The sequence below is a fragment of the Pseudomonas sp. ADAK2 genome (assembly GCF_012935755.1).
In the GTDB taxonomy this organism is placed as follows: domain Bacteria; phylum Pseudomonadota; class Gammaproteobacteria; order Pseudomonadales; family Pseudomonadaceae; genus Aquipseudomonas.
This window is the reverse complement of record NZ_CP052862.1, coordinates 6,628,305-6,651,249: the sequence shown is the minus strand read 5'-3', so window position 1 is coordinate 6,651,249 and position 22,945 is coordinate 6,628,305. Positions and strand designations below refer to the sequence as shown.

The window sequence follows — 22,945 nt, the reverse complement described above, 5'->3', positions numbered from 1 at the left end:
ATAGGCGCATCACAGAAGCTTAAACAGACGACATGCCCGCGACAGCGTGTAAGCCATTGACCATTGATGGCCAAAATCCCTGCTCTCCTCCCGTAGGAGCAAGGCTTGCCCGCGATGAACGGTGACGCGGTGTGTCTGGAGCGCGGCGTCAACTTCATCGCGGGCAAGCCTTGCTCCTACAAAAGCAATATCGAGGAACGACGGATGATTTTCGCCAGACGAAAAAAAACCCGCCGAAGCGGGTTTTTCCCAAGACCATTACGACTCCCTGTCGGCAGCGTGTCCTTGCTTATGGTCGATCATCCATGATCCTGAGCACTCCCTGTGCTTCAGTTGATGAGGCTAGATTACGCTTGGGATCCAATGTGCAATAGACGACATAGCTACTACGGCGTGTAAGACATTCGCCATAGCGCCCCTTCCGGAAACCCTTAGATACATCAGGCATCCAGCCTGCAAGCCGCGAGTTCAGCGACCTGCAGCTGACCTTCGGCCGCCAGGGTGTCACCATCTTCAAAAAACCAGGCCGCCGACAAACCGGCAAAGGCCAGCACCCATTGCAGCAAGCGCCGAGGCTCAAGCCCCGCCGCCTCGCTCACCACCTGGATCTGCCGTTCAAAACGCAGAGGATCCGCCGCCGTCGGTAGTTCAGGATTGCAAATCAGGTTGGCGTAGTCGTAGCCACGCTCACCGATCACCCGCTTGGGATCGATGGCCAGCCAGCCGCGCGGGCCGAAATCGAGAATGTTGTCGTGATGGATATCGCCGTGCAGCACGACCACGTCTTGCGGTTCAGCCAGCAAGGCTTCGGCTGTGGTCAGGCTGAGGCCATAGAGGCCACCGTGTTGCCCGGCGGCCAGGCGTAACGATTCAAACCATTGCACCAACGGCACCAGCGGCGGCAAAGGCGACGGACGCGGCGCATGCAACCGCGCCACCGCCGCACAGATGATCTGGCTGGCCTCGTCGTCCTGCCCGTTGAGCGCCATGTGCATCAGCGAGCGCTCGCCCATGGCGCGTTCCATCAAGAACCCGTCACCATGCTGGGCGAACACCTGGGCCGCGCCCTCTCCGTTCCACCAGGTCATCAACAGATTGCCGAATTTTTCCTCGGTATCCACGGCAACCTTCAACATCGCCGGTACATCGCCCATCCGTACCGGCAGCAAGCGACTGCCAGGGGTGATGATCGACTCACCGTCCTGCATCAACGCCCAACGCTTCAACCAGGGTTCAAACATTCACTCTCCCTGATGTTCGCGGGCGTTGGCGCCGGTTTTCAGAAACTCTTCGATATTGCTCATCTGCTCATCCCAGCCTCGACTGTCCATGCGGAAGGCCTTGAGCCTGCGCTCTTGGGGGATGTGATCGAAACCGGATTCGGTCACCTTCAGCAAGGTGCCGTCGTCCATGTCTTCAAGTTCGAACAGCACCAGGGTGGTGGGCTCCTGGGAGTAGTCGATGTGCGGCTCCACGGCATACGGGTGCCAGCGAAACGAAAACACCCGCTCCGGCTCGACCCGCTCCACCAGGACATTCCACAGCAGGTGCTCATAGCCAGGATAGGTAATCTGCCCCTGGGTCCATTCACCGGCGACAAAGCGTTTGCCCTCGAGCGACACGCCAAACCACTGGCCGAACGCCTCGGCATTGGCCACCACGCGCCACACATGCGAACGCGGCGCCTTGAGCAAAATCTTCCTTTCGATGCGATCTGATGCTGGATTCATAAGTCACCTCCTGTACTGAACAGTAGGCCTGTAAGACCACAAGACCAACCCTAAAGTTGTATCAAGCCAGTGCGACTATCAACATAGTCTGAAATATCAGGCCGTATTTCAGACCATCAGTGCTGGATTAAGGAGAAGAGTCAGCCAGCCGAAACTGCTAACGTTTGCAGCGAAATTGAACCAGACAAGGACGAATCATGCAGCCTTCACTCTCGGAACGTTATCGCGGGGCCCTGCTGGGGCTGGCGTGCGGTGATGCCGTTGGCACCAGCGTCGAATTCCAGCCGCGCGGCTCGTTCCCGCCCATGACCGACATGGTTGGCGGCGGCCCCTTCAACTTGAAACCGGGACAATGGACCGACGACACCTCAATGGCGCTTTGCCTGGCGGAAAGCCTGTTGACCAAAAATGGTTTCGACGCCGTCGATCAAATGGGCCGTTACCTCAACTGGTGGCATTGGGGCTACTTGAGCTCAACCGGCGAGTGCTTCGACATCGGCATGACAGTGCGTGAGGCCCTGACCCGTTATCAGGAAACCGGCGAGCCGTTTGCTGGATCTACCGCCCCCTACAGTGCCGGCAACGGATCGCTGATGAGATTGGTGCCGGTCGTGCTGTATTACTTCCCCGACCGGGAGCGGATCGCAACTTTTGCCGCGAACAGCTCCCGGACCACCCATGCGGCGCCGGAAGCGATCGAGTGCTGCCAGTTGTTCGCCGAGTTGATTGGCAAAGCGCTGCACGGCGCGGACAAAGCGGATTTACGCAGCCTGAGCGAAACGACATTCGTGGAACCAAAGGTCGGGGCCATCGCCCGAGGCGACTATCTGGGCAAATCGAAAAACCAGATCCGTGGCAGCGGTTACTGCGTGGCCTCGCTGGAAGCGGCCCTGTGGTGTTTTCACCAGACCGACAGTTTTGAAGGCGCCATCCTCGAAGCCGCGAACCTGGGCGATGACGCCGACACCACGGCTGCCATCGTCGGTCAGTTGGCCGGAGCCTACTACGGTGTCCAGGCCATTCCCCCGAGTTGGCTGGCAAAGTTGCACCAACGCCATGACATCGAAACCACGGCTCAGGCCCTGTTTCAAGCGGCAGCGAACGCCACCGGAGAAGCGTCATGAGTGGACTGCGCGGCAGCTGCCTGTGCAAAACCATCGAATACCAGCTCGACGGCCTCTACATGCCGATCGTTCATTGCCATTGCCAGACTTGCCGCAAGGCTCACGCCGCCGCCTTCGCCTCGACCGCCGGAGTCCTGCGTGAGCACTTTCGCTGGACCAGGGGCCAGGAACGGCTGGGCAGCTACGAATCGTCGCCGGGCAAGTTTCGGCATTTCTGTTCGGTCTGTGGCTCACAGTTGATGGCCGAGCGCTTGGCTCAGCCGCATGTGATCGTACGGGTGGCGACGCTGGATGATGATCCGGGGATGATCCCCCAGGCGCATATCTGGACCTCTCATGACGTGCCGTGGCTTGACTATGAATCGAATGAAAAATGTCCGCAGTGGCAGGCGTAGATTCACCCTGCGCTTCGCTACACTGCACCTCAACTTTCCAACATCACCGCGAGAATCCCCCATGCCTCCACGCTTTCTCCTGGCACTGATGCCGCTGCTGTTCACCACCGTGGCGCAGGCCGTGGACTGTGACAATGCCACTACCCAGGGCGACATGAATCAGTGCGCTGCGCAGCAGTACAAGGCTGCGGACAAAGAGTTGAATACGCTTTACCAGCAGATCACCAAACGGTTGAAGGACAGTCCCGATGCCAAGAAGCTATTGGTCGGCGCGCAACGGAGTTGGGTGGCGTTTCGGGATGCGGAGTGCAAGTTCTCGGCTTCCGGGGTTGATGGGGGCAGTGTGTATCCGTTGATTTACAGCAACTGCACGACCAGCCTGACCAAGGCACGGGTCGAGGCGTTCAAGAATTACTTGAAGTGTGAGGAAGGTGATTTGAGCTGTCCGGTGCCCGGGGCTTGATGCTTCGGCGTCAGTGAGGACCTCTTCGCGGGCAAGCCTCGCTCCTACAAGGTTTTGCGTCGATCACAAATCACCTGTAGGAGCGAGGCTTGCCCGCGAAGGCGTCCGCTCAGGCACCGCCGTTACCGAACAAATATCTGCGCCGTGGTAATCGCCATATCCCCACCCGGCAACTTGATGCTCCCCACCTGCTTCAAACTCTCGGCATCAAAAATCGCCACGTCATTAAACGTCCCGGCCAGGTAAATCTTGCTGCCATCCTTGTTGAAGGAAATGCAGTAGTAGGAATGGTCCAGCGTCGCCGCCTGGAGCATTTTCTTCTGTTTGATGTCGTACTTGGCCAAGCGATTGAGCACGCCGAACATCAGGTTGGGGTCCTTGGGCGAGCGCATGCCGCTGAAGTAGATTTCCGTCAGTGGACCGAAGTCGGTGGTTTCGGTCTTGCCGGTTTTCAGGTCGATGCTGAACAGCCCGTAGAGGTACTCGGCGGTCAATGGGTCCTGCTTCTTGTCCTTGAATTTTGCCGTGGTGTAGAGCAACGAGAAGTCATGGCGATAGGTCTGCTGGTTCCACACGTAGAGCACGTCCGGCGCGCTGTAGTTCTCGCGTTTCCAGTGACGACTGGGGATCAGCACATCGAACTTACCGGTCTTCACATCGACCTTGTAGACATCCGCCCCCGCCACATACAGCGTGCCGTCGTCGCCACTTTGCATGATGGTCAACTGCCGTGGCGCCGGGAAACTGCGCACGGGTTTGGCGTTCATACCGGCGTCCGTGGCGTAGACATCCAGCCGAGGCTGTTGCACTTCGTAGCGGTCGTTGAGCATCAACGTCGGGTTGGCGATGGCGAACAGCTCCTTGCCGTCATGGCTGAGGGTGAAAGCGAACATCGACTTGGCTTTCTCACCCGGTTTCTGGGTGATGTTGGCGTGGAACACCTGTTTGCAGCTGTCGAGTTCGACGCCGTAAATGTCCGCGTAGTGATTGTTCAACACGTAAGCGGTCTTGCGATCCGGCGACAGCTGCACGGTGCCTGGCCCGAAGGCGTCCGGCAGCTTGCAGGTCTTCAACAACGTATCCGTGGCCAAGTCGAGCACGTGCAGGTTGTTCGGGTAATTGGTGGTCACCATGTACTCGTGACCGTCTTGCAGTGCAGTGTTTTCATCGGCCAGAACGTTGAGCGAACAGACGCTCAGGACGGCGAACGCGGCCAGGCCGCAGGCTTTGATGCTAGGCATGCTGGAATCCTTTTATCTGACCGATCACTTGTCTTTTGGAAAGACAGTCCCGAGGTTGCGCCAGTTGTCGTTGGACGCCTGGGCATCCTTGTTCCAGTCCGGGTAGGTGCTCATCATGTCGGGCACCTGGGCCGGCCACCAGCACGGGTCAGAGCAGCCGTAAAGGTCCGCTTCCATTGGCTGGCACAACGACGACACACCACCAAACGCATCGATTTCCCAACCCGGGTCAGTGGTCGAGGCGCAACCGGCGACGGAACTCATCGCCACCACTTCTTCAATGCGGTTCTCCGCCGCGGCCTGATCCAGCTTCAACGCTTTGTTATTGATTGCCTTGAGATGTTTCATATCAGTGAGCCTTGCGCGGAGTGATGTAGCTGCTGATAAACGCAGGGTTGTGGGCCATGATCCGGGTGTAGACCTCGATGCCGAAGTCGACCCAGTCACGCATCAGTTCGCAGTAGTGATAGGTCGGGTGGGTCGGGTCGCCGTAACGGGCATAGCTTTCGTGATAGCAGCCGCCGGAGCACAGGTTGCGGATCTGACAGTCCTCGCAACCGGTGTTGGTGCGGTCCAGGCGTTGGGACAGGAAGTCGTTCAATTCGACTTGTTTGACGCCGCTGTGGACGTTGCCGAAGGTCGGCAACGATGAACCGGTAAAGCGGTGACACAGATTCAGTTCGCCCTTGTGATCCACCGCCAGCATCTTCAAACCGGCGCCGCATGGCAGGGCTTTTTTGTGGCCTTCGTGGATGTCGGTGATCAGCTGGTGCAAATTGGAGAAACCGATATTACGGTGCTCCAGCGCCGCTTCCAGATAGCGCCGACCGAGCTTCTTCATGTTGGCGAAGACTTCGATCAACTCGTCGCTGGACAGGTTGAAGGTGCTGATGTCGCCGGACGTCACCGGGGCGAAACCAACTTCGGCAAACCCCAGCTCGTTGAACAGGTGATCCCAGATGGTTTCGACGTCGGTAACCCCAGTGGTCAACGTCACCCGCGCGCCGACCGGGCGGCTGTTGTAGCGCGACAGCAGCATTTCGGCCTTGCGCCGCACCACGTCGTAGGTGCCCTGCCCGCCCACGGTGATGCGGTTGCGGTCGTGCACGGTTTTCGGTCCGTCGATACTGACTGACAGGCCGAAGCGGTGGGCGTTGAGGTAGTCCACGGTCTCTTCGGTGAGCAGCGTCGCGTTGGTGGTCATGACGAACTCGACGAACTTGCCCGCCTCGCGGAAACGCTTTTCGCAATAGTCGACCATGTATTCGATCAGCTTACGGTTGCTCAGCGGTTCACCGCCGAAAAACACCACGGTGAAACGCTCTTCGTCCGGCGATTCACGCAGCAGCATTTCCACCGAGGCGACCGCTGTTTCGACGTCCATTTTCTTGCCGGCCGACGGCTTGTCCAGGTCTTCCTTGTAGCAGTAGGTGCAGCTCAGATTGCAGCCGGTATTGACGTTGAGCACCACGGTGTTGATCGCCGTACGCTCGACCCGTTTAGTGCCTATGTCGGGGGTCAGCGGCGAGCCGTCGCTGACCAGTTCCAGGGACATCAACTCGCGCAGGGTCTCGGTGATTTCCTCGCCGTTGAAGCGTGACGCCAAACGTTGGATCAAGTCCTCGGATGAACAGCCGGGACCGCGCAAGGTGTCGATGATGGTGCCCGTCAGTTCATCGCTGGCGAACAGCGAACTGCTGGGAATGTGAAACAGCATGCGGTCGGCATCGACGTGCACTTCGTGCAGGTTCCGTTCAACCAGATTCAAAATAGCGCCCATTGCAACCTCCTGTGCAAACCCCGGTTGGCGAGGCCTGCGGTCATTCCAAAAAAGTGTCTGAAGCCGTTGGTTTCAGGCCAACTCATGGAATGGGTGGATTGTTCCAGCGTTGCACCGTGACGATCATGTGGCCTTCGCCGGTCAGGGATTTCCCTGCGTCGTCGACGGCGGCGATCACCTTGAGGTTGCCGGCATTGTTGGTGGACATTTTGCGTTGTGGGTTCGGCCCGGCATCGCCCGGGGTGAACACGCCGCTGTCGGCCTGCATGGTGCCGGCGAACTTGACGTCTTCGTCTTCCTTGGCGCGGTCGTCGAAGGCCTCGACCTTCCACTGCGCCGGGAATACGCCGATGCGATACGGCTTGCCATCGGCGCCCTTGCCCCAGGCTTCGGCGTCAAAACGACCTTGGACTTTCGGCGTCGAACCGCCGCCCTCGCCGATCCGCGCCACGGAGAATTCCGGCACGACTTTGACGGTAGCGATTTTGCTGTAGACCGACAGGGTCGGGCCTTTCAGCTTGCCGACCGTGACGTTGCGCAGTCCCGGTTGGGCATTGGCCGCAGCCTTGAGTTTGACGCGCATCCGCTCAGGACTTTGCTCGATGACAGATACCACTTCCACGCCTTTGCCGAAGTTCGGTTTGCCGCTGAGTCCGCTGCCGACCAAAGTCACTTCAGTTTCAGCGCCAGCCTTCAGATAACCCGGTTGCACCGCCAGCAAACGACTGCTGCCCTGCTTCGCCGCGACAAAATCCAGCCCCCGCTCATCGTGCTCGGCCTCGAACATCCGGCCCTGCATCGCGTTGCCCTGGGCGGCGAATACCTGGCGCATGGTCACGCCATCGACGGTCACGTTGCCGCGCCATTCGTAGCCGCTGTAGAGAATCGCGCTGCCGTCGCCGTTGAACGGGCTGCCATCGGCGTATTGGCCTTTGACGCTGACCTTGAAAGTGTCGCCGGCATCGGCGCTGACGCTCATCACGCCGGCCAATTCACCCTTGCCTGGCAAGTGACCGCTGAAGCTCCAGTCGCCCACCAGCGCATCGCTTTTCGGCGCGGTGCTCAGCCACTTTTTCCAGGCCGGGTTGTCCAGTGGATATCGCTTGGCCAACAGCGGCACCATGTCCTTGCGGGCAATGTCGAACCAGTCGCGATCCCGGGCCAACGCCTGGTACTCCAGGGACGGCCATTGGCCGAGGTGGAAGTTGACCAGGCGTTCCCATTCCTGGGCGGGGCGCCGTTGCAGGGCGACCCGCGCACCGGAGTGGCAGCGGCCGCACATCTGGCTGGTCTGGTCGTCGAATTTTTCGACGGTGTTGAGTCGCCGTTCCAGCGCATAGCGCACGCCGTCGGTTTCGCTCGGCGCCAGGCCCTGGGTGTCGGCCAGGTATTTGACCAGGGTGCGGCGGTCGTCATCGCTGATCTGCAAACCGTGCATGGTCTGCATCCGGGCGATGCTCATCAGCCAGCCTTCGGGGGTTTTGCGCTGGTGGCTGATGCGGCTCAGGGTGTTATCGGCTTCGGGGGTGTGACAGCCCTGGCAGGTTTCCTTGAGGATGGTCTGGGCGTCGCGGGCTGCCAGGCTGTCAGGCGAATGCAGCGCCACACAAGCGGCCACGGCCAGCAGGCCGGCGCTCATGCCTGATCGGAGTCTTCTCTTCATCAACGTCGAACCTCGCACGGTGCTTTCTTATTGTTGTGGCTTATCGTTTTTATGGTTTCTGCCGCCGGCGGCGCACCGCTGACGGAGGCAAGAGAAACGTCTGCGATGAGCAATACACGGAGCGTGCCAGCTTGACGATAGCGTTTTAAATCAATTAGTTACGTGAAAAAAAAGGCTGGCGGCGCGGTCTGGACAAGAGGCTCCGCGTCTAATATCGCGACAGCTGTTGCAGTGTGAGACAAGCGTAGTTGCTGGGGTCGTGCGGAAAACAGCGGCCTGTGCCTTCGGCGCCATGCCGCCCTGTGCGCTAGGGCGGCATGCCGTCGCTTCAGATATAAAAGGTCGGGTGAACGCCTTTGTGAACCTCGATTTCCTGCCGCATATCAGCCACCAGCGAGGCGATCGCATGGGGACTGTCCAGGGTCCAGAGCGGGACATGGGTCGCCACCATGTCGACTTTGCCGGTCATGCAGTCACAGACCCGAATGGTCAGGGACTGATCGGCCTCCATGTTGCACGTGCAAACCGATGGCAGAAAGCTGCGTTCAATGATGTTTTGAATTTCCAGGGTTGAAAGGAACATCGTTACCTCCCTTACGCCAGGTGTGTGGCCGGGCGAAGACTCCCTCAATTCGCCCGTCGAGCCCGAAAATTCTAGTCCTCTACAGTGAGTGCCTCAAGGGCATGACCCGGTTGCTCGTCGTCTCAGCCGCTGTCGCAATTTGCGAAAAAATCGCCTGCATCGCCATCCCCTGCATCCTGCGAAACCCGGCCAATCAGGGGCTATCCAGCGCTTCCCGCCACTTGGCACAGCCATTGCGAAAGCCCTGATCTCACGAATAAAAAGAGATCGCGCCATGTCCCTCCCTTATTTGCTTCCCGCCACGTCGGCATTCATCCAGCGCGCCCCGCGCATGCTGATCGGCGGCGATTGGGTCGAGGCCGCCGACGGCCAGACCATGCCCCTGCACAACCCGGCCACCGGTGAAATTTTATGTGTGGTGCCTCGGGCCACGCCGGAAGATGTGGACCGCGCAGTGCTCGCTGCCCGCCAGGCGTTCGATGATTCAACCTGGACCCGCACCCGTCCCCGGGAACGGCAAAACCTGTTGTGGAAACTCGCCGACCTGATGGAACGCGACGCCGAGCTGCTGGCGCAACTGGAATGCCTGAACAACGGCAAAAGCGCCGCAGTCGCCCAAGTCATGGACGTTCAATTGTCCATCGACTTCCTGCGCTACATGGCCGGTTGGGCGACCAAGATCGAAGGTTCCAGCGTTGAAGTCTCGTTACCACTGATGCCCAACGATCAATTCCACAGCTTCATTCGTCGCGAAGCGGTGGGGGTGGTCGGCGCCATCGTCGCCTGGAACTTCCCATTGCTGCTGGCCTGCTGGAAACTCGGCCCGGCCCTGGCCACCGGTTGCACCGTGGTGCTCAAACCTGCCGATGAAACACCACTGAGCGCGCTGAAACTCGCCGAATTGGTGCTGGAAGCCGGCTACCCCGAGGGGGTGTTCAACGTGGTCACCGGCACCGGCATCACCGCCGGCTCGGCGCTGACTCACAACCCGTTGGTGGACAAGCTGACCTTCACCGGCTCCACCGCCGTCGGTAAGCAGATCGGCAAGATCGCCATGGATTCCATGACCCGGGTAACCCTGGAACTGGGCGGCAAATCGCCGACCATCGTCATGGCCGACGCCGATCTGAAGACTGCCGCTACGGGTGCAGCCAGTGCGATTTTCTTCAACCAGGGCCAGGTCTGCTGCGCCGGTTCCAGGCTGTATGTGCAGCGCAAGCATTTCGACAATGTGGTGGCAGACATCGCCGACATCGCCAACGCCATGAAGCTTGGCAACGGCATGGACCCAACCGTGGACATGGGGCCGTTGATTTCAGCGCGGCAGCAAGAGCGGGTTTACGGCTATATCGAAAAAGGCCGGGAAAGCGGCGCAACCATCGCCTGCGGTGGTGAGCAGTTCGGGCCGGGGTTCTTCGTCAAGCCGACGGTGATTGTCGATGTCGATCAGAAGCACTCGCTGGTGCAGGACGAGATTTTCGGGCCGGTGCTGGTGGCGATTCCGTTTGATGACGAGGCCGATGCGTTGCGCATGGCCAACGACAGCCCTTATGGTTTGGGCGCGAGTATTTGGTCGAATGATCTGGCGGCGGTGCACCGGATGATTCCGCGGATCAAGTCGGGGTCGGTGTGGGTCAATTGCCACAGCGCGCTCGATCCGGCGCTGCCGTTTGGCGGGTACAAGATGTCGGGGGTCGGTCGGGAGATGGGGTATGCGGCGATTGAGCATTACACCGAGTTGAAGTCGGTGTTGATCAAGCTCTGACACTGATCGTTCCCACGCTCCGCGTGGGAACGATCAGTCAGGGTTTGAACCCCTGAGCTAATAACCACCCCCGAACCACCCGCCCCTGCTCCGAGGTCAACCCCGCCAACGCCTGCTCGGCAGATTCAACCCACAACCGCCGCACCAGCGGCGCCAGCTCAACCCCCTGCACATGCCAGATCCCCAGCGGCTGATCCGCCGTGATCACCACCTCGGCCTCATCGACAAACCCGTCGCGCAAAACCGGCGCCCGCTCAATTCGCAACGAGGCAAAATCCGCCTCGGCATGGGCCAACTCAGCATCCGGCCACTGCCGCCGCGCCTGCCAGAATGGCTGATCCGGCCACCGCTGTTCATCCGCATAAAAATCCCGCCCGATCCGGGCAAAGCGCAAAAACAACCGCGCCACCCGCTGCTGATGAAAGCGCTGGGCCAACGCTGCCCGCTCCGGTTTACGCAATAAGGTGTTGATCACCGTCGGCGCCTGCAATGCCGACGACAGCGACTGAAAAATCCCGTTACCCGACAACGGATCCACCGCCATCGCCGCGTCACCTACCCGAATCCAGTTATCGCCACAGACCTGTGGGCACAGAATCGCCGTGCTGCTGCGCGCGTGCAGTTGCAGATCGCTATCCGGCTGATCACCGAAAAACGCCCGAGCCACTGCCGAACCGTGGCGCCGCTGACGGCAGTAATCGAGCAACTGCGCCTTGCCCGGCAACTCAGCGCTGGCCACGTCCACCGTCCATTGCCAGTAACACTGCCCGTCAGCCCGCCGCGCCATCCAGGCCCAGCCGTCCTCAAGGCTTTCCACGGCGCTGGCGGTGTAGCCTGGCGTGGCCTGCCAGCGATTGAGCAGGCTGACCGTCTCCGGCCCGCGCAAGCCTTTGCCGAGGGCTGGTGCTGAACGTCCGCGCGCCTCCACCAGAAAGTCCGCGCTCAACGTTTCACGCCCTTCAACCTCGACTCGATGCCCCGCCGCCGAGGACTGCACCGTCAGTACCCGTCCTTCGATCAGCTCGACACCGGCCACACGCAAATCCTCGCGCAGACCTCGATCAAAGCTCGGGCGATCCAATAAAAATTCGATGTTCTGCGCATGCTGCTGGCCGTTCCACGACACTTGCCGCTGGGAAGGCAGCGCCGCGTCCGCCAACGCGAGGTTCAACCCCGCGCCACGCAACGCCTCCAGCACCCGCACGGAAACGCCCTCAAGCGCAGCAAAGCGCCGCCATTCGCTGACCAGCGTCACCGGGTAACCGAGCCGGCGCAAACCCAGTGCCACCGCTGCGCCCGCCGGCCCGGCGCCAAGAATCAGAATCATGGGCCGAAACGCCGTTCAGGGCCGCGATAACGGGCGTGATCCCGCAGCCATTCGATGACATGTTGATTGCTCGCATCGGGATGGGCGACGAGGAAACCGGCAATGTGCCCGCTCAACGCCGCACAGCCCAGACTGGCCCCCGATTGCCCCGGGTACGTCCCGTGTACACACGCCGCAAAATCCGCCTGGGCACTGTTGAGCCACGACCATTCGTTCTCGGCGCATCGCGCATCGCCGGTGACCCGCAGCACCTGTGGGTAATTCGCCGGAAACACGCCCTCGCCCTGGGCCGGACTCGATGCACACAGCAAAACACCTCGTGCCACCGCCGCCGCACAAGCCTCGCGCAACAGACTGCGATCCTGGCGCAAACCGAGGCTCAAATTGATCAACCGCACGTCCTGCGCCACCAACCAGTCAATCGCCGTGGCAATCTGCAAGGCGCTGGTGACGCCGCGCTGGTCAAACACCTGCCCCACACAGAACACTGCTGCCGGCGCCCGCCGCCCAATGGCCTCGATCACCGCGCTGCCGTGGCCCAGCGGATCGTCACGCAGATCACTTTCCGCCAGCCCATCCTCCAACAACGAAAAGCGCCGTCCCACGACAACCTGCACCCGTTGCGCCGCCGAGTGACCGCTGTCCACCACACCAATCCGCAGTTCAGGCTTCATGCAGCACCGTTTTCGACGTGAGCACGCCATCGAGCAACTCAAAGCGCAGGTCGGCATCGGCCAACGTCGAAGGCCGATGGCTAATGAGGATGCGCGTACGTCCGGCAAACAAGCGGTCGATGGCTTCGATCACTTCGCGCTCGGTGGCTTCATCCACCGCCGAAGTGGCTTCGTCGAGCACCAGAATCAATGGATCCTGCAACAGTGCCCGAGCGATGGCGATCCGCTGTTTCTGCCCGCCGGACAACTGCTGGCCGCGCTCGCCCAATGGGCTGTCGAGACCTTCGGGCAGGGACGCGATCAGGCTGTCGAGTTGCGCCAGCCGCGCGACTTCGGCGATGGCTTCACGACTGGCGTCTGGCATCGCATACGCCAGGTTGTCCGCGAGGCTGCCGCGAAACAGCACGATGTCCTGACTGACGATCGCAATCCGTCGACGCAACTCGAACAGGTCCAGCTCCCGCAGATCGACCTCCCCCAGCAACACCCGGCCAGACTGTGGATCGTGGTGCCGTTGCAACAGGTCGATCAGGGTCGATTTTCCCACCCCGGAACCGCCGCTCAGGGCGACTTTCAAGCCGTAGGGAATGCGCGCGTCGATCCCGCTCAACGTGCTCGGGCGCCCCGGATGGCTGAAATGCACATTGTCGAAACGCAGCTCGCCAGAGCTTGGCATTGGTTGTGGTGTAACGGGTGTGAGCACGGTCGGTTCTTCGCCGCGCAACTCCATCACCCGCCCGAGGCTGACAGTCATCCGCTGGATCGCGACATACAGCCCGAGCAAACTTTGCACCGGGCCCACCGCCATCCCGAGGTACGTGGAAAACGCGATCAACGCGCCGAGTTGCCAAGTGCCCTGCACCACCCAATAACCGCCGATCAAGAACGCACAGGCCCGGGACAACGAGGTCAATGTACCCGGCACCGCCTGGGTGAAAAACTCGGTGACTTGCAGGCGTAGCAACTGGCTCATGTAGCCCTGCCCCAAACTCTCCAGCCGCCGCGCTTCGCGCTGTTGTTGGCCGGCGGACTGGATGAATTTCATCACCGGCAATGTCTCGACCATGAACGAGGACATGTCCGCCGAGCGCTCGCGCAACTGCCGCACATCACGCTCGACCTTGCGCCGCATCCAGCGCAGCCAGAGCACGTCTAGGGGAATCAGCACCAGCGCCAGCAGCGAGAGTTTCCACGACAAGGTCAACAGCATCGCTACGGAGAAGAACAGGCCAATCACGCTGGATACCGCCGAGAACAGCGAGTCCACGGCAAAACGCTGAATCTCCGCAACATCGCCATCCAGGCGCGACATCAAATCGCCGATGCGTCGCTGGCCGTAGAAGCTCGGCGACAACGTCTGCAAGTGCCGATAAAGATCATCGCGCAAGGCAAACAGAATCCGCCCGGACAACCGCGTGTGCAGATAACGGTTGATCCCCGACAACGCGGTGCCGAGCAAACCGGCGACGATCATCAAACCGGCGATCAGCACCAGCACCGGGAAATTGCGCCCCAGCAGGCCATCGTCGATCAGCAGTTTGGTGAGCCACGGTTGCACCAACACCAGCAGCGAAGCGCAGACCGACAACCCGAGCAATCCCGCAATCGCTAGCCGATGGGGCCGCACGAAGCTGTAGAGCCAGCGCAGCGCCGCTTCCAGGGCTTGCGGATTCTGGCTGTCGATCAGCCGCACGATCAGGCGTTGCATCACAGGCGCAACTGTTTGAGTTTGCGGTACAGGGTCGCGCGGCTGATGCCGAGGGCGTCGGCGGCGGCCGAGACGTTGCCCTGGTGTGCGTCCAGGGATTGGCGAATCAGCTCCAGTTCGTTTTCACGAATGCTGCCGGCGTGGGGGCGTTCGGTGGCGGTGAGGTCGTCGAGCATGCTGTCGGGCAAGTGGTCGAGGGTGAGCACGGTGTCGCCCGTTTCGCGCATCGCCAGCGCGGTGCGCAGCACCATCTCCAATTGGCGGATGTTGCCCGGCCAGTGATAGCCGCCGAGCAACTTGCTCAGGTCGTCATGCAGGGTGACCGCTGGCGCATCGAGTTTGGCCAGCAGACGACCGACGAGGTTGCTGAAATCTTCGCGTTCGCGCAGGGCCGGGAGCATCACGCTGATGCCGTTGACCCGGTAAAACAGGTCTTCGCGAAAGTGTTTGTCTTCCACCAGGCGTTTGAGGTCGCGGTGGGTGGCGCAGATCAGGGCGACGTCGATGTCCTGCTCTTCGCCGGCGCCCAACGGGGCGACTTTTCGGTCCTGCAACACCCGCAACAGACGTGCTTGCAGCGCCAGCGGCATGTCGCCGATTTCATCGAGGAACAAGGTACCGCCATGGGCCTGTTGCAGGCGTCCGACCATGCCGCCACGGCGCGAACCGGTGAACGCGCCTTCGCGGTAGCCGAACAGTTCCGACTCGATCAGGCCTTCGGGGATCGCCGCGCAGTTCACCGCGACGAAGGGTTTGTCGCAACGGCTGCCGGCCATGTGCAAGGCACGGGCGATGACTTCCTTGCCGGTGCCGGTTTCGCCGAGCAGCAACACCGGCAGTTCATTGGCCAGGCCTTGGCGGGCCATGCGCAAGGCGCGCGCGTAACGGACATTGCTGCCGGCCAGGGATTCCAGATCGGGTTGGGGTTTGGCGGGTTTGGCCACCGGGCGCGGCGTGGTGCCGACGTTGATCGAACGCTGGGGCGCGCGCAGGGTTTTGTAGAAGAATTCGCCCTTGGCGGTTTGCAGGCTGCCGACGCCGCCCTGTTGCAACCGGGCCAGCAGTTGCAGGCCATCGACGCCGAGAAACTCTTCGCAGCGATGCCCAACCAGCGCCGAGCGCTCGGCGCGCAACAACTGGCAGGCCTGAGCGCTGACCGCGAGAATCTGTCCGCCGAGGCTCACCGCCAACAGGCCCTGCCATGGGGATTCGAGATACTGCCGACGGCTGTGGAACGCCAGGACGATCTGGTCCGGATAGCTCGCATTGAACACCCGGCTTTCGATCTGGCTGACGGCCATGGCCAATAATGCGGTGCTGTCGTGGACGCGGCCGAGCGGGCCTTCGCGGGTCAGGTCGAGGACGCCGAGGATATCGCCTTGGGGGCAGTGAATCGGCACCGAAGTGCAGGAGAAATCGCTCAGGCGATCCAGGTAATGTTCGCCGCAATCGATCAGGGTCGGCCGGGCTTCGACCAGTGCGGTGCCGAGGGCGTTAGTGCCGCGAGCGGCTTCGCTCCAGCAGGCGCCGAGGGTGATGTCTTGCAGGCCGGAACCCTTGAGGCGGTCGGCGCGGCCTTCGACGGCGAGGATGGTCGCGTCGGAATTGGCGAGGATGATCAGCCCTTCTTTACCTTGGCGTTCGGCCAGGTAATCGATGGCCGGCATGGCGGCGTCGATCAGCAATCGATTGCTGGCCAGCAACACTTCAAGGCTGGCGCTCGATTCCAGGGTCAGCTCGTGCTTGCCGTTGAAAGGCACGCCATGGCTGAGGCTGCGCCGCCACGAGGCATCGATTTCCGCACGCAAGACGCCGTTGGGCACTTCGCCTTCCAGGTGCAGTTTTTCCCGGGCCAGCCGGGCTTCCTGATGCGGTTTGGGGTGTGTTGTTTTTATTAGCGTCATCAAGCGCTCCGCAGCGGTCCGCCTGGCGCTTTTTGAGATCAGCGCCCTGGCGTCAATCTTTACGTTAACGTCAGGGCGATGGCAAGAGCCTTACAGCGCTCGCGGTGTATCAGGAGGAGCCCATTATCGTTCTTCGCGGGCAAGCCTTGCTCCTGCGGGGATCGGGGCGAACCGTGGATTCGCCCTTAACCGCGAAGCTTTGGGCACTTAGACGTGAGGATCGCCCGGCGCTTTGGCGGGCGTGGCGTACTGCGGTTTGAGATGGCCGTCCTGATCGAGTAACCAGGCGTCCATGATCTGCCGCACCACGGGACCGGCAACACGACCGCCGGCCTCGCCGTTTTCGATCATCACCGAGATCACAATCTTCGGATGCTCGGCCGGAGCAAAACCGACAAACAAGGCGTTGTCACGGTTACGTTCCAGGGTTTTCGCCCGGTTGTAACGCTCACCCTGCTTGATCGCCACCACCTGCGCGGTACCACTCTTGCCGGCGATACGGTATTGGGCACCCACCGCTGCCGCCCGGGCAATGCCGCGCGCATCGTGCATGACCATTTGCATGCCGTGGTTGACCTGCTCCCAATCACGCGGATCCTTGAGCAGGATGTTCGGCATCGGGTTCTCGTCCACCGGCGCCACGCCATCGACGGTTTTGGCCAGGTGCGGCCGATTCCACACGCCTTTATTGGCAATCAACGCGGTGGCCTGGGCCAGTTGCAGTGGTGTGACTTGCATGTAGCCTTGGCCGATGCCGAGGATCACGGTTTCGCCGGGGAACCATGGCTGACGGCGGGTCGCGCGTTTCCAGGCTTGGGACGGCATCAGACCGGCCGATTCTTCGAACATGTCCAGGGAGACTTTCTCGCCGAGCCCGAACATCGCCATGTAATCGTGCAGCCGATCGATGCCGAGCTTGTGCGCCAAGTCGTAGAAGTAGGTGTCGTTGGAACGCATGATCGCCGCGTCCATGTCCACCCAGCCGTCGCCGCTGTGGTTCCAGTTGCGGTATTTGTGGTCGAAGTCCGGCAACTGGTAATAGCCAGGGTCGAAGACCCGGGTTTGCGGGGTGACCACGCCGGCATCGAGGCCGGCAATCGCCATTTCCGGCTTGATGGTCGAGCCCGGCGCATAGAGGCCGCGCAGGACGCGATTGAACAGCGGCCGGTCGATGGAATCGTGCAGCGCCGCGTATTCCTTGAAGCTGATGCCGGTCACGAACATGTTCGGGTCGAAGCTTGGCTTGCTGACCATGGCCAGCACCTCGCCGGTCGACGGATCCAGGGCAACCACCGAGCCGCGGCGATCACCCAGGGCATCCTCCGCGGCTTCCTGAAGGTGGACGTCGAGGCTCAGAACGATGTTTTTGCCGGGGGTTGGATCGGTGTGCTTGAGCACGCGCAGCACGCGGCCCTGGGCGTTGGTTTCCACTTCTTCGTAACCGACGTGACCGTGCAACTCGGACTCGTAGAATTTTTCGATGCCGGTTTTACCAATGGATTGGGTACCGCGGTATTCCACACCATCCAGTACTTTGGATTCTTTCTCGTTGATGCGACCGACGTAACCGATCGAGTGCGCGAAGTGCGCGCCCATCGGGTAGTGACGGACGAATTGCGGCTCGACATCCAGCCCCGGCAGACGGAATTCGTTGACCGCAAGGACGGCGATCTGCTCCTCGGTGAGTTCGTAGAACAAGGTCACTGGGACGAATGGATGCCGCGCCTGCTTCATCGCCTTGTCGAACAACGTGCGGTCTTCTGACGGCAGGTGCAGGAGGTTGATTACCTCATCCAGCTCTTCTTTGACATCCGCAGCACGTTCGCGGGTGATGGTCAGGTTGAAGCTGGGCCGGTTGTCCGCCAGGACCACGCCGTTGCGGTCATAGATCAGCCCTCGCGTCGGGGTGATCGGCAAAACGTGGACGCGGTTGTTTTCGGAAATCGTCGAGTGGTAATCGAATTCGACCACCTGCAGCACGTACATGCGCACCACCAGCGCGCAGGTAATGGCGACCACAAACAAGGCGCAGGCCATCAGTCTTTTATTGACCAGGCGCGTCTCTTTTTCGTGATCCTTGATCGGTATCGGTTCGGGCATTTCTGCAGCAGCTCTTTGACTATGAAGGGGGTGCCGATCCTCAGCGTTGTCATCAGTCCATTAAAAAACGAGGTGCACCATACCAAAAATGACGCCGGCACTTTAGCGCGATTTCCTCGAACGATTGTCCTTGAGGGCCAAAACGATGGTCGGACGTGCTGGTAGCTGAGTTGAACTCGTGCGTTTTACGCAAGATTGATATTCCCATTCATGCATTTTTCTTGCAGATGAGCCTGTAGATACTGGGTGCATGTCATTCCCTTTCTGGAGTTTTTCATGCACTCACGTTTTCAACGATTATTGGGCCCGAATGGGTTTTCCATTGGCCTGGAACTGCCGCTGGATAATGATTGGTCCAGTGATGGGCAACGGCTGCGAATGGCCGAGGACAGGCCTTTTGGTGTTCCCGATCTGAAGCAGCACGCGGCTATGGCGCGCCTGGCTGATAAATCCGGGTTTCGCGCCCTTTGGGTTCGCGACGTACCGGTTTATGACCCCAATTTCGGCGATGCCGCGCAGGTATTTGAAACGTTTTCGTACCTTGGCTATCTGGCTGGGATCACCGACAACATCATGTTGGGCACCGCCGCGGTTGTGCTGCCGTTGCGTCAGCCGTGGCTGACACTCAAGGCTGCCAACAGTGTCGATGAGTTGAGTGATGGTCGCCTGCTGCTTGGCGTGGCCAGCGGTGATCGGCCGATGGAGTATCCGTTGTTTGGTGTCGACTATGCCCAGCGAGGCGAAATCTTTCGCGATACGGTTGAGTTGTTGCGCAGCCAGGGCGAAGGTCGCTTGCCTGAGGGCGCTCGCCTGTTGCCGGAGCGCGATCAGTCGGTGCCGTTGTTGGTGGCGGGGCTGGGCCAGCAGTCTCCGGCCTGGATTGGTCAGCACATGGACGGATGGCTCGCCTACCCTGGCACGCCGGATGAGCATCGTCGTCGCGTGGGGCTGTGGCGTGAGGTCGGTGGCGATAAACCTTACATCAGCTTTGTTCATCTGGATCTGGAGGCCAATCCGTATGCGCCGATGCGGCGAGTGCGCTTTGGTGGCAGTTGTGGGCGGCTGGCGTTGATTGATGAGCTTCAGGCGTTGCGTGATGCAGGTGTGCAGCATGTGGGCCTGCATATGCGTCGTAGCGAACGCCCGGTGGCAGAGGTCATTGAGGAGATCGCTGAACACGTACTGCCAATGTTTCACTAAGGGTGCGGTTGGTTGTATTCAGGGATAGCCATTGAGCTGTCCCTTTTCTTTGCGCCACTTTCCTTCGGACAAAACAAAACCCCTACCTGCATACGCAGATAGGGGTTTCGGAATTTAATCTTGACGATGACCTACTCTCACATGGGGAAACCCCACACTACCATCGGCGATGCATCGTTTCACTGCTGAGTTCGGGATGGGATCAGGTGGTTCCAATGCTCTATGGTCGTCAAGAAATTCGGTAGCCAGCTCGTTTGCCTTTTCAGGTTCACGCTCCAGCGAATGGGTATGCGATAGATTTGTGTGTTTTTTTGCTGCGAACTTTCGGTTCGTTTCGTCTTCACACACCGCAATCTGGTCTCTCTCGAGTTCACAAATTGCTTGGGTGTTATATGGTCAAGCCTCACGGGCAATTAGTATTGGTTAGCTCAACGCCTCACAGCGCTTACACACCCAACCTATCAACGTCGTAGTCTTCGACGGCCCTTCAGGGGACTCAAGGTCCCAGTGAGATCTCATCTTGAGGCTAGTTTCCCGCTTAGATGCTTTCAGCGGTTATCTATTCCGAACATAGCTACCCGGCAATGCCACTGGCGTGACAACCGGAACACCAGAGGTTCGTCCACTCCGGTCCTCTCGTACTAGGAGCAGCCCCTCTCAAATCTCAAACGTCCACGGCAGATAGGGACCGAACTGTCTCACGACGTTCTAAACCCAGCTCGCGTACCACTTTAAATGGCGAACAGCCATACCCTTGGGACCGGCTTCAGCCCCAGGATGTGATGAGCCGACATCGAGGTGCCAAACACCGCCGTCGATATGAACTCTTGGGCGGTATCAGCCTGTTATCCCCGGAGTACCTTTTATCCGTTGAGCGATGGCCCTTCCATACAGAACCACCGGATCACTAAGACCTACTTTCGTACCTGCTCGACGTGTCTGTCTCGCAGTCAAGCGCGCTTTTGCCTTTATACTCTACGACCGATTTCCGACCGGTCTGAGCGCACCTTCGTACTCCTCCGTTACTCTTTAGGAGGAGACCGCCCCAGTCAAACTACCCACCATACACTGTCCTCGATCCGGATAACGGACCTGAGTTAGAACCTCAAAGTTGCCAGGGTGGTATTTCAAGGTTGGCTCCACGCGAACTGGCGTCCACGCTTCAAAGCCTCCCACCTATCCTACACAAGCAAATTCAAAGTCCAGTGCAAAGCTATAGTAAAGGTTCACGGGGTCTTTCCGTCTAGCCGCGGATACACTGCATCTTCACAGCGATTTCAATTTCACTGAGTCTCGGGTGGAGACAGCGCCGCCATCGTTACGCCATTCGTGCAGGTCGGAACTTACCCGACAAGGAATTTCGCTACCTTAGGACCGTTATAGTTACGGCCGCCGTTTACCGGGGCTTCGATCAAGAGCTTCGCGTTAGCTAACCCCATCAATTAACCTTCCGGCACCGGGCAGGCGTCACACCCTATACGTCCACTTTCGTGTTTGCAGAGTGCTGTGTTTTTAATAAACAGTCGCAGCGGCCTGGTATCTTCGACCGGCATGGGCTTACGCAGTAAATGCTTCACCCTCACCGGCGCACCTTCTCCCGAAGTTACGGTGCCATTTTGCCTAGTTCCTTCACCCGAGTTCTCTCAAGCGCCTTGGTATTCTCTACCCAACCACCTGTGTCGGTTTGGGGTACGGTTCCTGGTTACCTGAAGCTTAGAAGCTTTTCTTGGAAGCATGGCATCAACCACTTCGTGTTCTAAAAGAACACTCGTCATCAGCTCTCGGCCTTAGAATCCCGGATTTACCTAAGATTCCAGCCTACCACCTTAAACTTGGACAACCAACGCCAAGCTGGCCTAGCCTTCTCCGTCCCTCCATCGCAATAACCAGAAGTACAGGAATATTAACCTGTTTTCCATCGACTACGCTTTTCAGCCTCGCCTTAGGGACCGACTAACCCTGCGTCGATTAACGTTGCGCAGGAAACCTTGGTCTTTCGGCGTGGGTGTTTTTCACACCCATTGTCGTTACTCATGTCAGCATTCGCACTTCTGATACCTCCAGCAAGCTTCTCAACTCACCTTCACAGGCTTACAGAACGCTCCTCTACCGCATCACCTAAGTGATACCCGTAGCTTCGGTGTATGGTTTGAGCCCCGTTACATCTTCCGCGCAGGCCGACTCGACTAGTGAGCTATTACGCTTTCTTTAAAGGGTGGCTGCTTCTAAGCCAACCTCCTAGCTGTCTAAGCCTTCCCACATCGTTTCCCACTTAACCATAACTTTGGGACCTTAGCTGACGGTCTGGGTTGTTTCCCTTTTCACGACGGACGTTAGCACCCGCCGTGTGTCTCCCATGCTCGGCACTTGTAGGTATTCGGAGTTTGCATCGGTTTGGTAAGTCGGGATGACCCCCTAGCCGAAACAGTGCTCTACCCCTACAGTGATACATGAGGCGCTACCTAAATAGCTTTCGAGGAGAACCAGCTATCTCCGAGCTTGATTAGCCTTTCACTCCGATCCACAGGTCATCCGCTAACTTTTCAACGGTAGTCGGTTCGGTCCTCCAGTTAGTGTTACCCAACCTTCAACCTGCCCATGGATAGATCGCCCGGTTTCGGGTCTATTCCCAGCGACTAGACGCCCTATTAAGACTCGCTTTCGCTACGCCTCCCTATTCGGTTAAGCTCGCCACTGAAAATAAGTCGCTGACCCATTATACAAAAGGTACGCAGTCACCCAACAAAGTGGGCTCCCACTGCTTGTACGCATACGGTTTCAGGATCTATTTCACTCCCCTCTCCGGGGTTCTTTTCGCCTTTCCCTCACGGTACTAGTTCACTATCGGTCAGTCAGTAGTATTTAGCCTTGGAGGATGGTCCCCCCATATTCAGACAAAGTTTCTCGTGCTCCGTCCTACTCGATTTCATGACTAAGAGATTTTCGCGTACAGGGCTATCACCCACTATGGCCGCACTTTCCAGAGCGTTCCGCTAATCTCAAAGCCACTTAAGGGCTAGTCCCCGTTCGCTCGCCACTACTAAGGGAATCTCGGTTGATTTCTTTTCCTCAGGGTACTTAGATGTTTCAGTTCCCCTGGTTCGCTTCTTAAGCCTATGTATTCAGCTTAAGATACCTAACTTATGTTAGGTGGGTTCCCCCATTCAGACATCTCCGGATCAAAGTCTGTTTGCCGACTCCCCGAAGCTTTTCGCAGGCTACCACGTCTTTCATCGCCTCTGACTGCCAAGGCATCCACCGTATGCGCTTCTTCACTTGACCATATAA

18 protein-coding genes and 2 rRNA genes are annotated in these 22,945 nt (G+C 59.4%); 6 read left to right on the top strand and 14 right to left on the bottom strand.

The window, feature by feature from the left end:
* Positions 1-105: 105 nt before the first annotated feature.
* Positions 106-309, top strand: coding sequence for a hypothetical protein (locus HKK52_RS30575; RefSeq protein ID WP_169368746.1), 204 nt, complete (start codon positions 106-108; stop codon positions 307-309).
* 131 nt (positions 310-440) lie between these two features.
* On the opposite strand, the gene HKK52_RS30570 is transcribed toward HKK52_RS30575, so the two are convergent.
* Together HKK52_RS30570 and HKK52_RS30565 are read right to left on the bottom strand one after the other, a co-directional pair.
* Positions 441-1,241, bottom strand: coding sequence for an aminoglycoside phosphotransferase family protein (locus tag HKK52_RS30570; protein ID WP_169373829.1), 801 nt, complete (start codon positions 1,239-1,241; stop codon positions 441-443).
* Entirely contained in the window at positions 1,242-1,730 is a 489-nt protein-coding gene (locus tag HKK52_RS30565; protein ID WP_169373828.1) for an SRPBCC family protein, read from the bottom strand.
* 197 nt (positions 1,731-1,927) lie between these two features.
* Between HKK52_RS30565 and HKK52_RS30560 the strand changes: the two genes are divergently transcribed.
* The 3 genes from HKK52_RS30560 to HKK52_RS30550 all read left to right on the top strand — a co-directional run bounded on the left by HKK52_RS30560 (position 1,928) and on the right by HKK52_RS30550 (position 3,712).
* Positions 1,928-2,854 carry an ADP-ribosylglycohydrolase family protein gene (locus HKK52_RS30560; protein ID WP_169373827.1) on the top strand — a complete coding sequence of 309 codons (927 nt, stop codon included), beginning with the start codon at positions 1,928-1,930 and terminating at the stop codon, positions 2,852-2,854.
* Positions 2,851-3,249 (top strand): GFA family protein, encoded by a 399-nt coding sequence (locus HKK52_RS30555; RefSeq protein WP_169373826.1) that lies wholly within the window; start codon positions 2,851-2,853, stop codon positions 3,247-3,249. The genes HKK52_RS30560 and HKK52_RS30555 overlap by 4 nt, the downstream gene beginning before the upstream one ends.
* A 61-nt stretch (positions 3,250-3,310) precedes the next feature.
* On the top strand, positions 3,311-3,712 hold the full coding sequence (locus HKK52_RS30550; protein WP_169373825.1) for a lysozyme inhibitor LprI family protein: 402 nt from the start codon (positions 3,311-3,313) through the stop codon (positions 3,710-3,712).
* A gap of 122 nt (positions 3,713-3,834) precedes the next feature.
* On the opposite strand, the gene peaD is transcribed toward HKK52_RS30550, so the two are convergent.
* The 5 genes from peaD to HKK52_RS30525 form a co-directional block, all read right to left on the bottom strand.
* Complete coding sequence (peaD, locus tag HKK52_RS30545; RefSeq protein WP_169373824.1) at positions 3,835-4,953, bottom strand: quinohemoprotein amine dehydrogenase subunit beta; 1,119 nt, start codon at positions 4,951-4,953, stop codon at positions 3,835-3,837.
* 24 nt (positions 4,954-4,977) lie between these two features.
* Positions 4,978-5,301, bottom strand: a complete 324-nt coding sequence (qhpC, locus tag HKK52_RS30540) for a quinohemoprotein amine dehydrogenase subunit gamma (RefSeq protein WP_123409863.1) — start codon at positions 5,299-5,301, stop codon at positions 4,978-4,980.
* A gap of 1 nt (position 5,302) precedes the next feature.
* Positions 5,303-6,733 carry a quinohemoprotein amine dehydrogenase maturation protein gene (peaB, locus tag HKK52_RS30535; protein WP_008145337.1) on the bottom strand — a complete coding sequence of 477 codons (1,431 nt, stop codon included), beginning with the start codon at positions 6,731-6,733 and terminating at the stop codon, positions 5,303-5,305.
* 82 nt (positions 6,734-6,815) lie between these two features.
* Positions 6,816-8,396 carry a quinohemoprotein amine dehydrogenase subunit alpha gene (peaA, locus tag HKK52_RS30530; protein WP_169373823.1) on the bottom strand — a complete coding sequence of 527 codons (1,581 nt, stop codon included), beginning with the start codon at positions 8,394-8,396 and terminating at the stop codon, positions 6,816-6,818.
* A gap of 328 nt (positions 8,397-8,724) precedes the next feature.
* Positions 8,725-8,979: a DUF1652 domain-containing protein gene (locus HKK52_RS30525; RefSeq protein WP_054053445.1), complete on the bottom strand. Its 255-nt coding sequence runs from the start codon at positions 8,977-8,979 to the stop codon at positions 8,725-8,727.
* Positions 8,980-9,253: 274 nt separating this feature from the next.
* Here HKK52_RS30525 and HKK52_RS30520 point away from each other — a divergent pair, with 274 nt between their 5' ends.
* A complete protein-coding gene (locus tag HKK52_RS30520; RefSeq protein ID WP_169373822.1) occupies positions 9,254-10,744 on the top strand; it encodes an aldehyde dehydrogenase family protein in 1,491 nt (496 codons plus the stop codon).
* Positions 10,745-10,781: 37 nt separating this feature from the next.
* Here HKK52_RS30520 and qhpG read toward each other — a convergent pair whose 3' ends face one another.
* The 5 genes from qhpG to mrdA all read right to left on the bottom strand — a co-directional run bounded on the left by qhpG (position 10,782) and on the right by mrdA (position 18,457).
* Positions 10,782-12,071 (bottom strand): flavin-dependent monooxygenase QhpG, encoded by a 1,290-nt coding sequence (qhpG, locus tag HKK52_RS30515; protein ID WP_169373821.1) that lies wholly within the window; start codon positions 12,069-12,071, stop codon positions 10,782-10,784.
* A complete protein-coding gene (qhpE, locus tag HKK52_RS30510; RefSeq protein WP_169373820.1) occupies positions 12,068-12,745 on the bottom strand; it encodes a subtilisin-like serine protease QhpE in 678 nt (225 codons plus the stop codon). Before qhpE ends, qhpG begins: the two co-directional genes overlap by 4 nt.
* A complete protein-coding gene (locus HKK52_RS30505; RefSeq protein WP_169373819.1) occupies positions 12,735-14,453 on the bottom strand; it encodes an ABC transporter ATP-binding protein in 1,719 nt (572 codons plus the stop codon). Before HKK52_RS30505 ends, qhpE begins: the two co-directional genes overlap by 11 nt.
* Positions 14,453-16,357, bottom strand: a complete 1,905-nt coding sequence (locus tag HKK52_RS30500) for a sigma-54-dependent Fis family transcriptional regulator (protein WP_169373818.1) — start codon at positions 16,355-16,357, stop codon at positions 14,453-14,455. The genes HKK52_RS30505 and HKK52_RS30500 overlap by 1 nt, the downstream gene beginning before the upstream one ends.
* Positions 16,358-16,564: 207 nt before the next feature.
* Positions 16,565-18,457, bottom strand: coding sequence for a penicillin-binding protein 2 (gene mrdA / locus HKK52_RS30495; protein WP_169373817.1), 1,893 nt, complete (start codon positions 18,455-18,457; stop codon positions 16,565-16,567).
* A gap of 276 nt (positions 18,458-18,733) precedes the next feature.
* On the opposite strand from mrdA, the gene HKK52_RS30490 reads away from it, so the two are divergent.
* The gene (locus tag HKK52_RS30490; protein WP_169373816.1) at positions 18,734-19,657 is read left to right on the top strand and encodes a TIGR03571 family LLM class oxidoreductase; all 924 of its coding nucleotides are present in this window, start codon (positions 18,734-18,736) and stop codon (positions 19,655-19,657) included.
* A 118-nt stretch (positions 19,658-19,775) separates the two neighbouring features.
* On the opposite strand, the gene rrf is transcribed toward HKK52_RS30490, so the two are convergent.
* Together rrf and HKK52_RS30480 are read right to left on the bottom strand one after the other, a co-directional pair.
* Positions 19,776-19,891 (bottom strand): 5S ribosomal RNA (rrf, locus tag HKK52_RS30485).
* A 158-nt stretch (positions 19,892-20,049) separates the two neighbouring features.
* Positions 20,050-22,939: ribosomal RNA gene (locus HKK52_RS30480) — 23S ribosomal RNA — on the bottom strand.
* Positions 22,940-22,945: the final 6 nt, after the last annotated feature.

Coding starts and splice junctions, on each gene's coding strand:
- peaA (WP_169373823.1), bottom strand. CDS start 8,396: ATGAAGAGAAGACTCCGATCAGGCATGAGCGCCGGCCTGCTGGCCGTG.
- HKK52_RS30525 (WP_054053445.1), bottom strand. CDS start 8,979: ATGTTCCTTTCAACCCTGGAAATTCAAAACATCATTGAACGCAGCTTT.
- HKK52_RS30550 (WP_169373825.1), top strand. CDS start 3,311: ATGCCTCCACGCTTTCTCCTGGCACTGATGCCGCTGCTGTTCACCACC.
- peaB (WP_008145337.1), bottom strand. CDS start 6,733: ATGGGCGCTATTTTGAATCTGGTTGAACGGAACCTGCACGAAGTGCAC.
- HKK52_RS30560 (WP_169373827.1), top strand. CDS start 1,928: ATGCAGCCTTCACTCTCGGAACGTTATCGCGGGGCCCTGCTGGGGCTG.
- qhpE (WP_169373820.1), bottom strand. CDS start 12,745: ATGAAGCCTGAACTGCGGATTGGTGTGGTGGACAGCGGTCACTCGGCG.
- HKK52_RS30490 (WP_169373816.1), top strand. CDS start 18,734: ATGCACTCACGTTTTCAACGATTATTGGGCCCGAATGGGTTTTCCATT.
- HKK52_RS30520 (WP_169373822.1), top strand. CDS start 9,254: ATGTCCCTCCCTTATTTGCTTCCCGCCACGTCGGCATTCATCCAGCGC.
- qhpG (WP_169373821.1), bottom strand. CDS start 12,071: ATGATTCTGATTCTTGGCGCCGGGCCGGCGGGCGCAGCGGTGGCACTG.
- peaD (WP_169373824.1), bottom strand. CDS start 4,953: ATGCCTAGCATCAAAGCCTGCGGCCTGGCCGCGTTCGCCGTCCTGAGC.
- HKK52_RS30555 (WP_169373826.1), top strand. CDS start 2,851: ATGAGTGGACTGCGCGGCAGCTGCCTGTGCAAAACCATCGAATACCAG.
- mrdA (WP_169373817.1), bottom strand. CDS start 18,457: ATGCCCGAACCGATACCGATCAAGGATCACGAAAAAGAGACGCGCCTG.
- HKK52_RS30500 (WP_169373818.1), bottom strand. CDS start 16,357: ATGACGCTAATAAAAACAACACACCCCAAACCGCATCAGGAAGCCCGG.
- HKK52_RS30565 (WP_169373828.1), bottom strand. CDS start 1,730: ATGAATCCAGCATCAGATCGCATCGAAAGGAAGATTTTGCTCAAGGCG.
- HKK52_RS30505 (WP_169373819.1), bottom strand. CDS start 14,453: ATGCAACGCCTGATCGTGCGGCTGATCGACAGCCAGAATCCGCAAGCC.
- HKK52_RS30570 (WP_169373829.1), bottom strand. CDS start 1,241: ATGTTTGAACCCTGGTTGAAGCGTTGGGCGTTGATGCAGGACGGTGAG.
- qhpC (WP_123409863.1), bottom strand. CDS start 5,301: ATGAAACATCTCAAGGCAATCAATAACAAAGCGTTGAAGCTGGATCAG.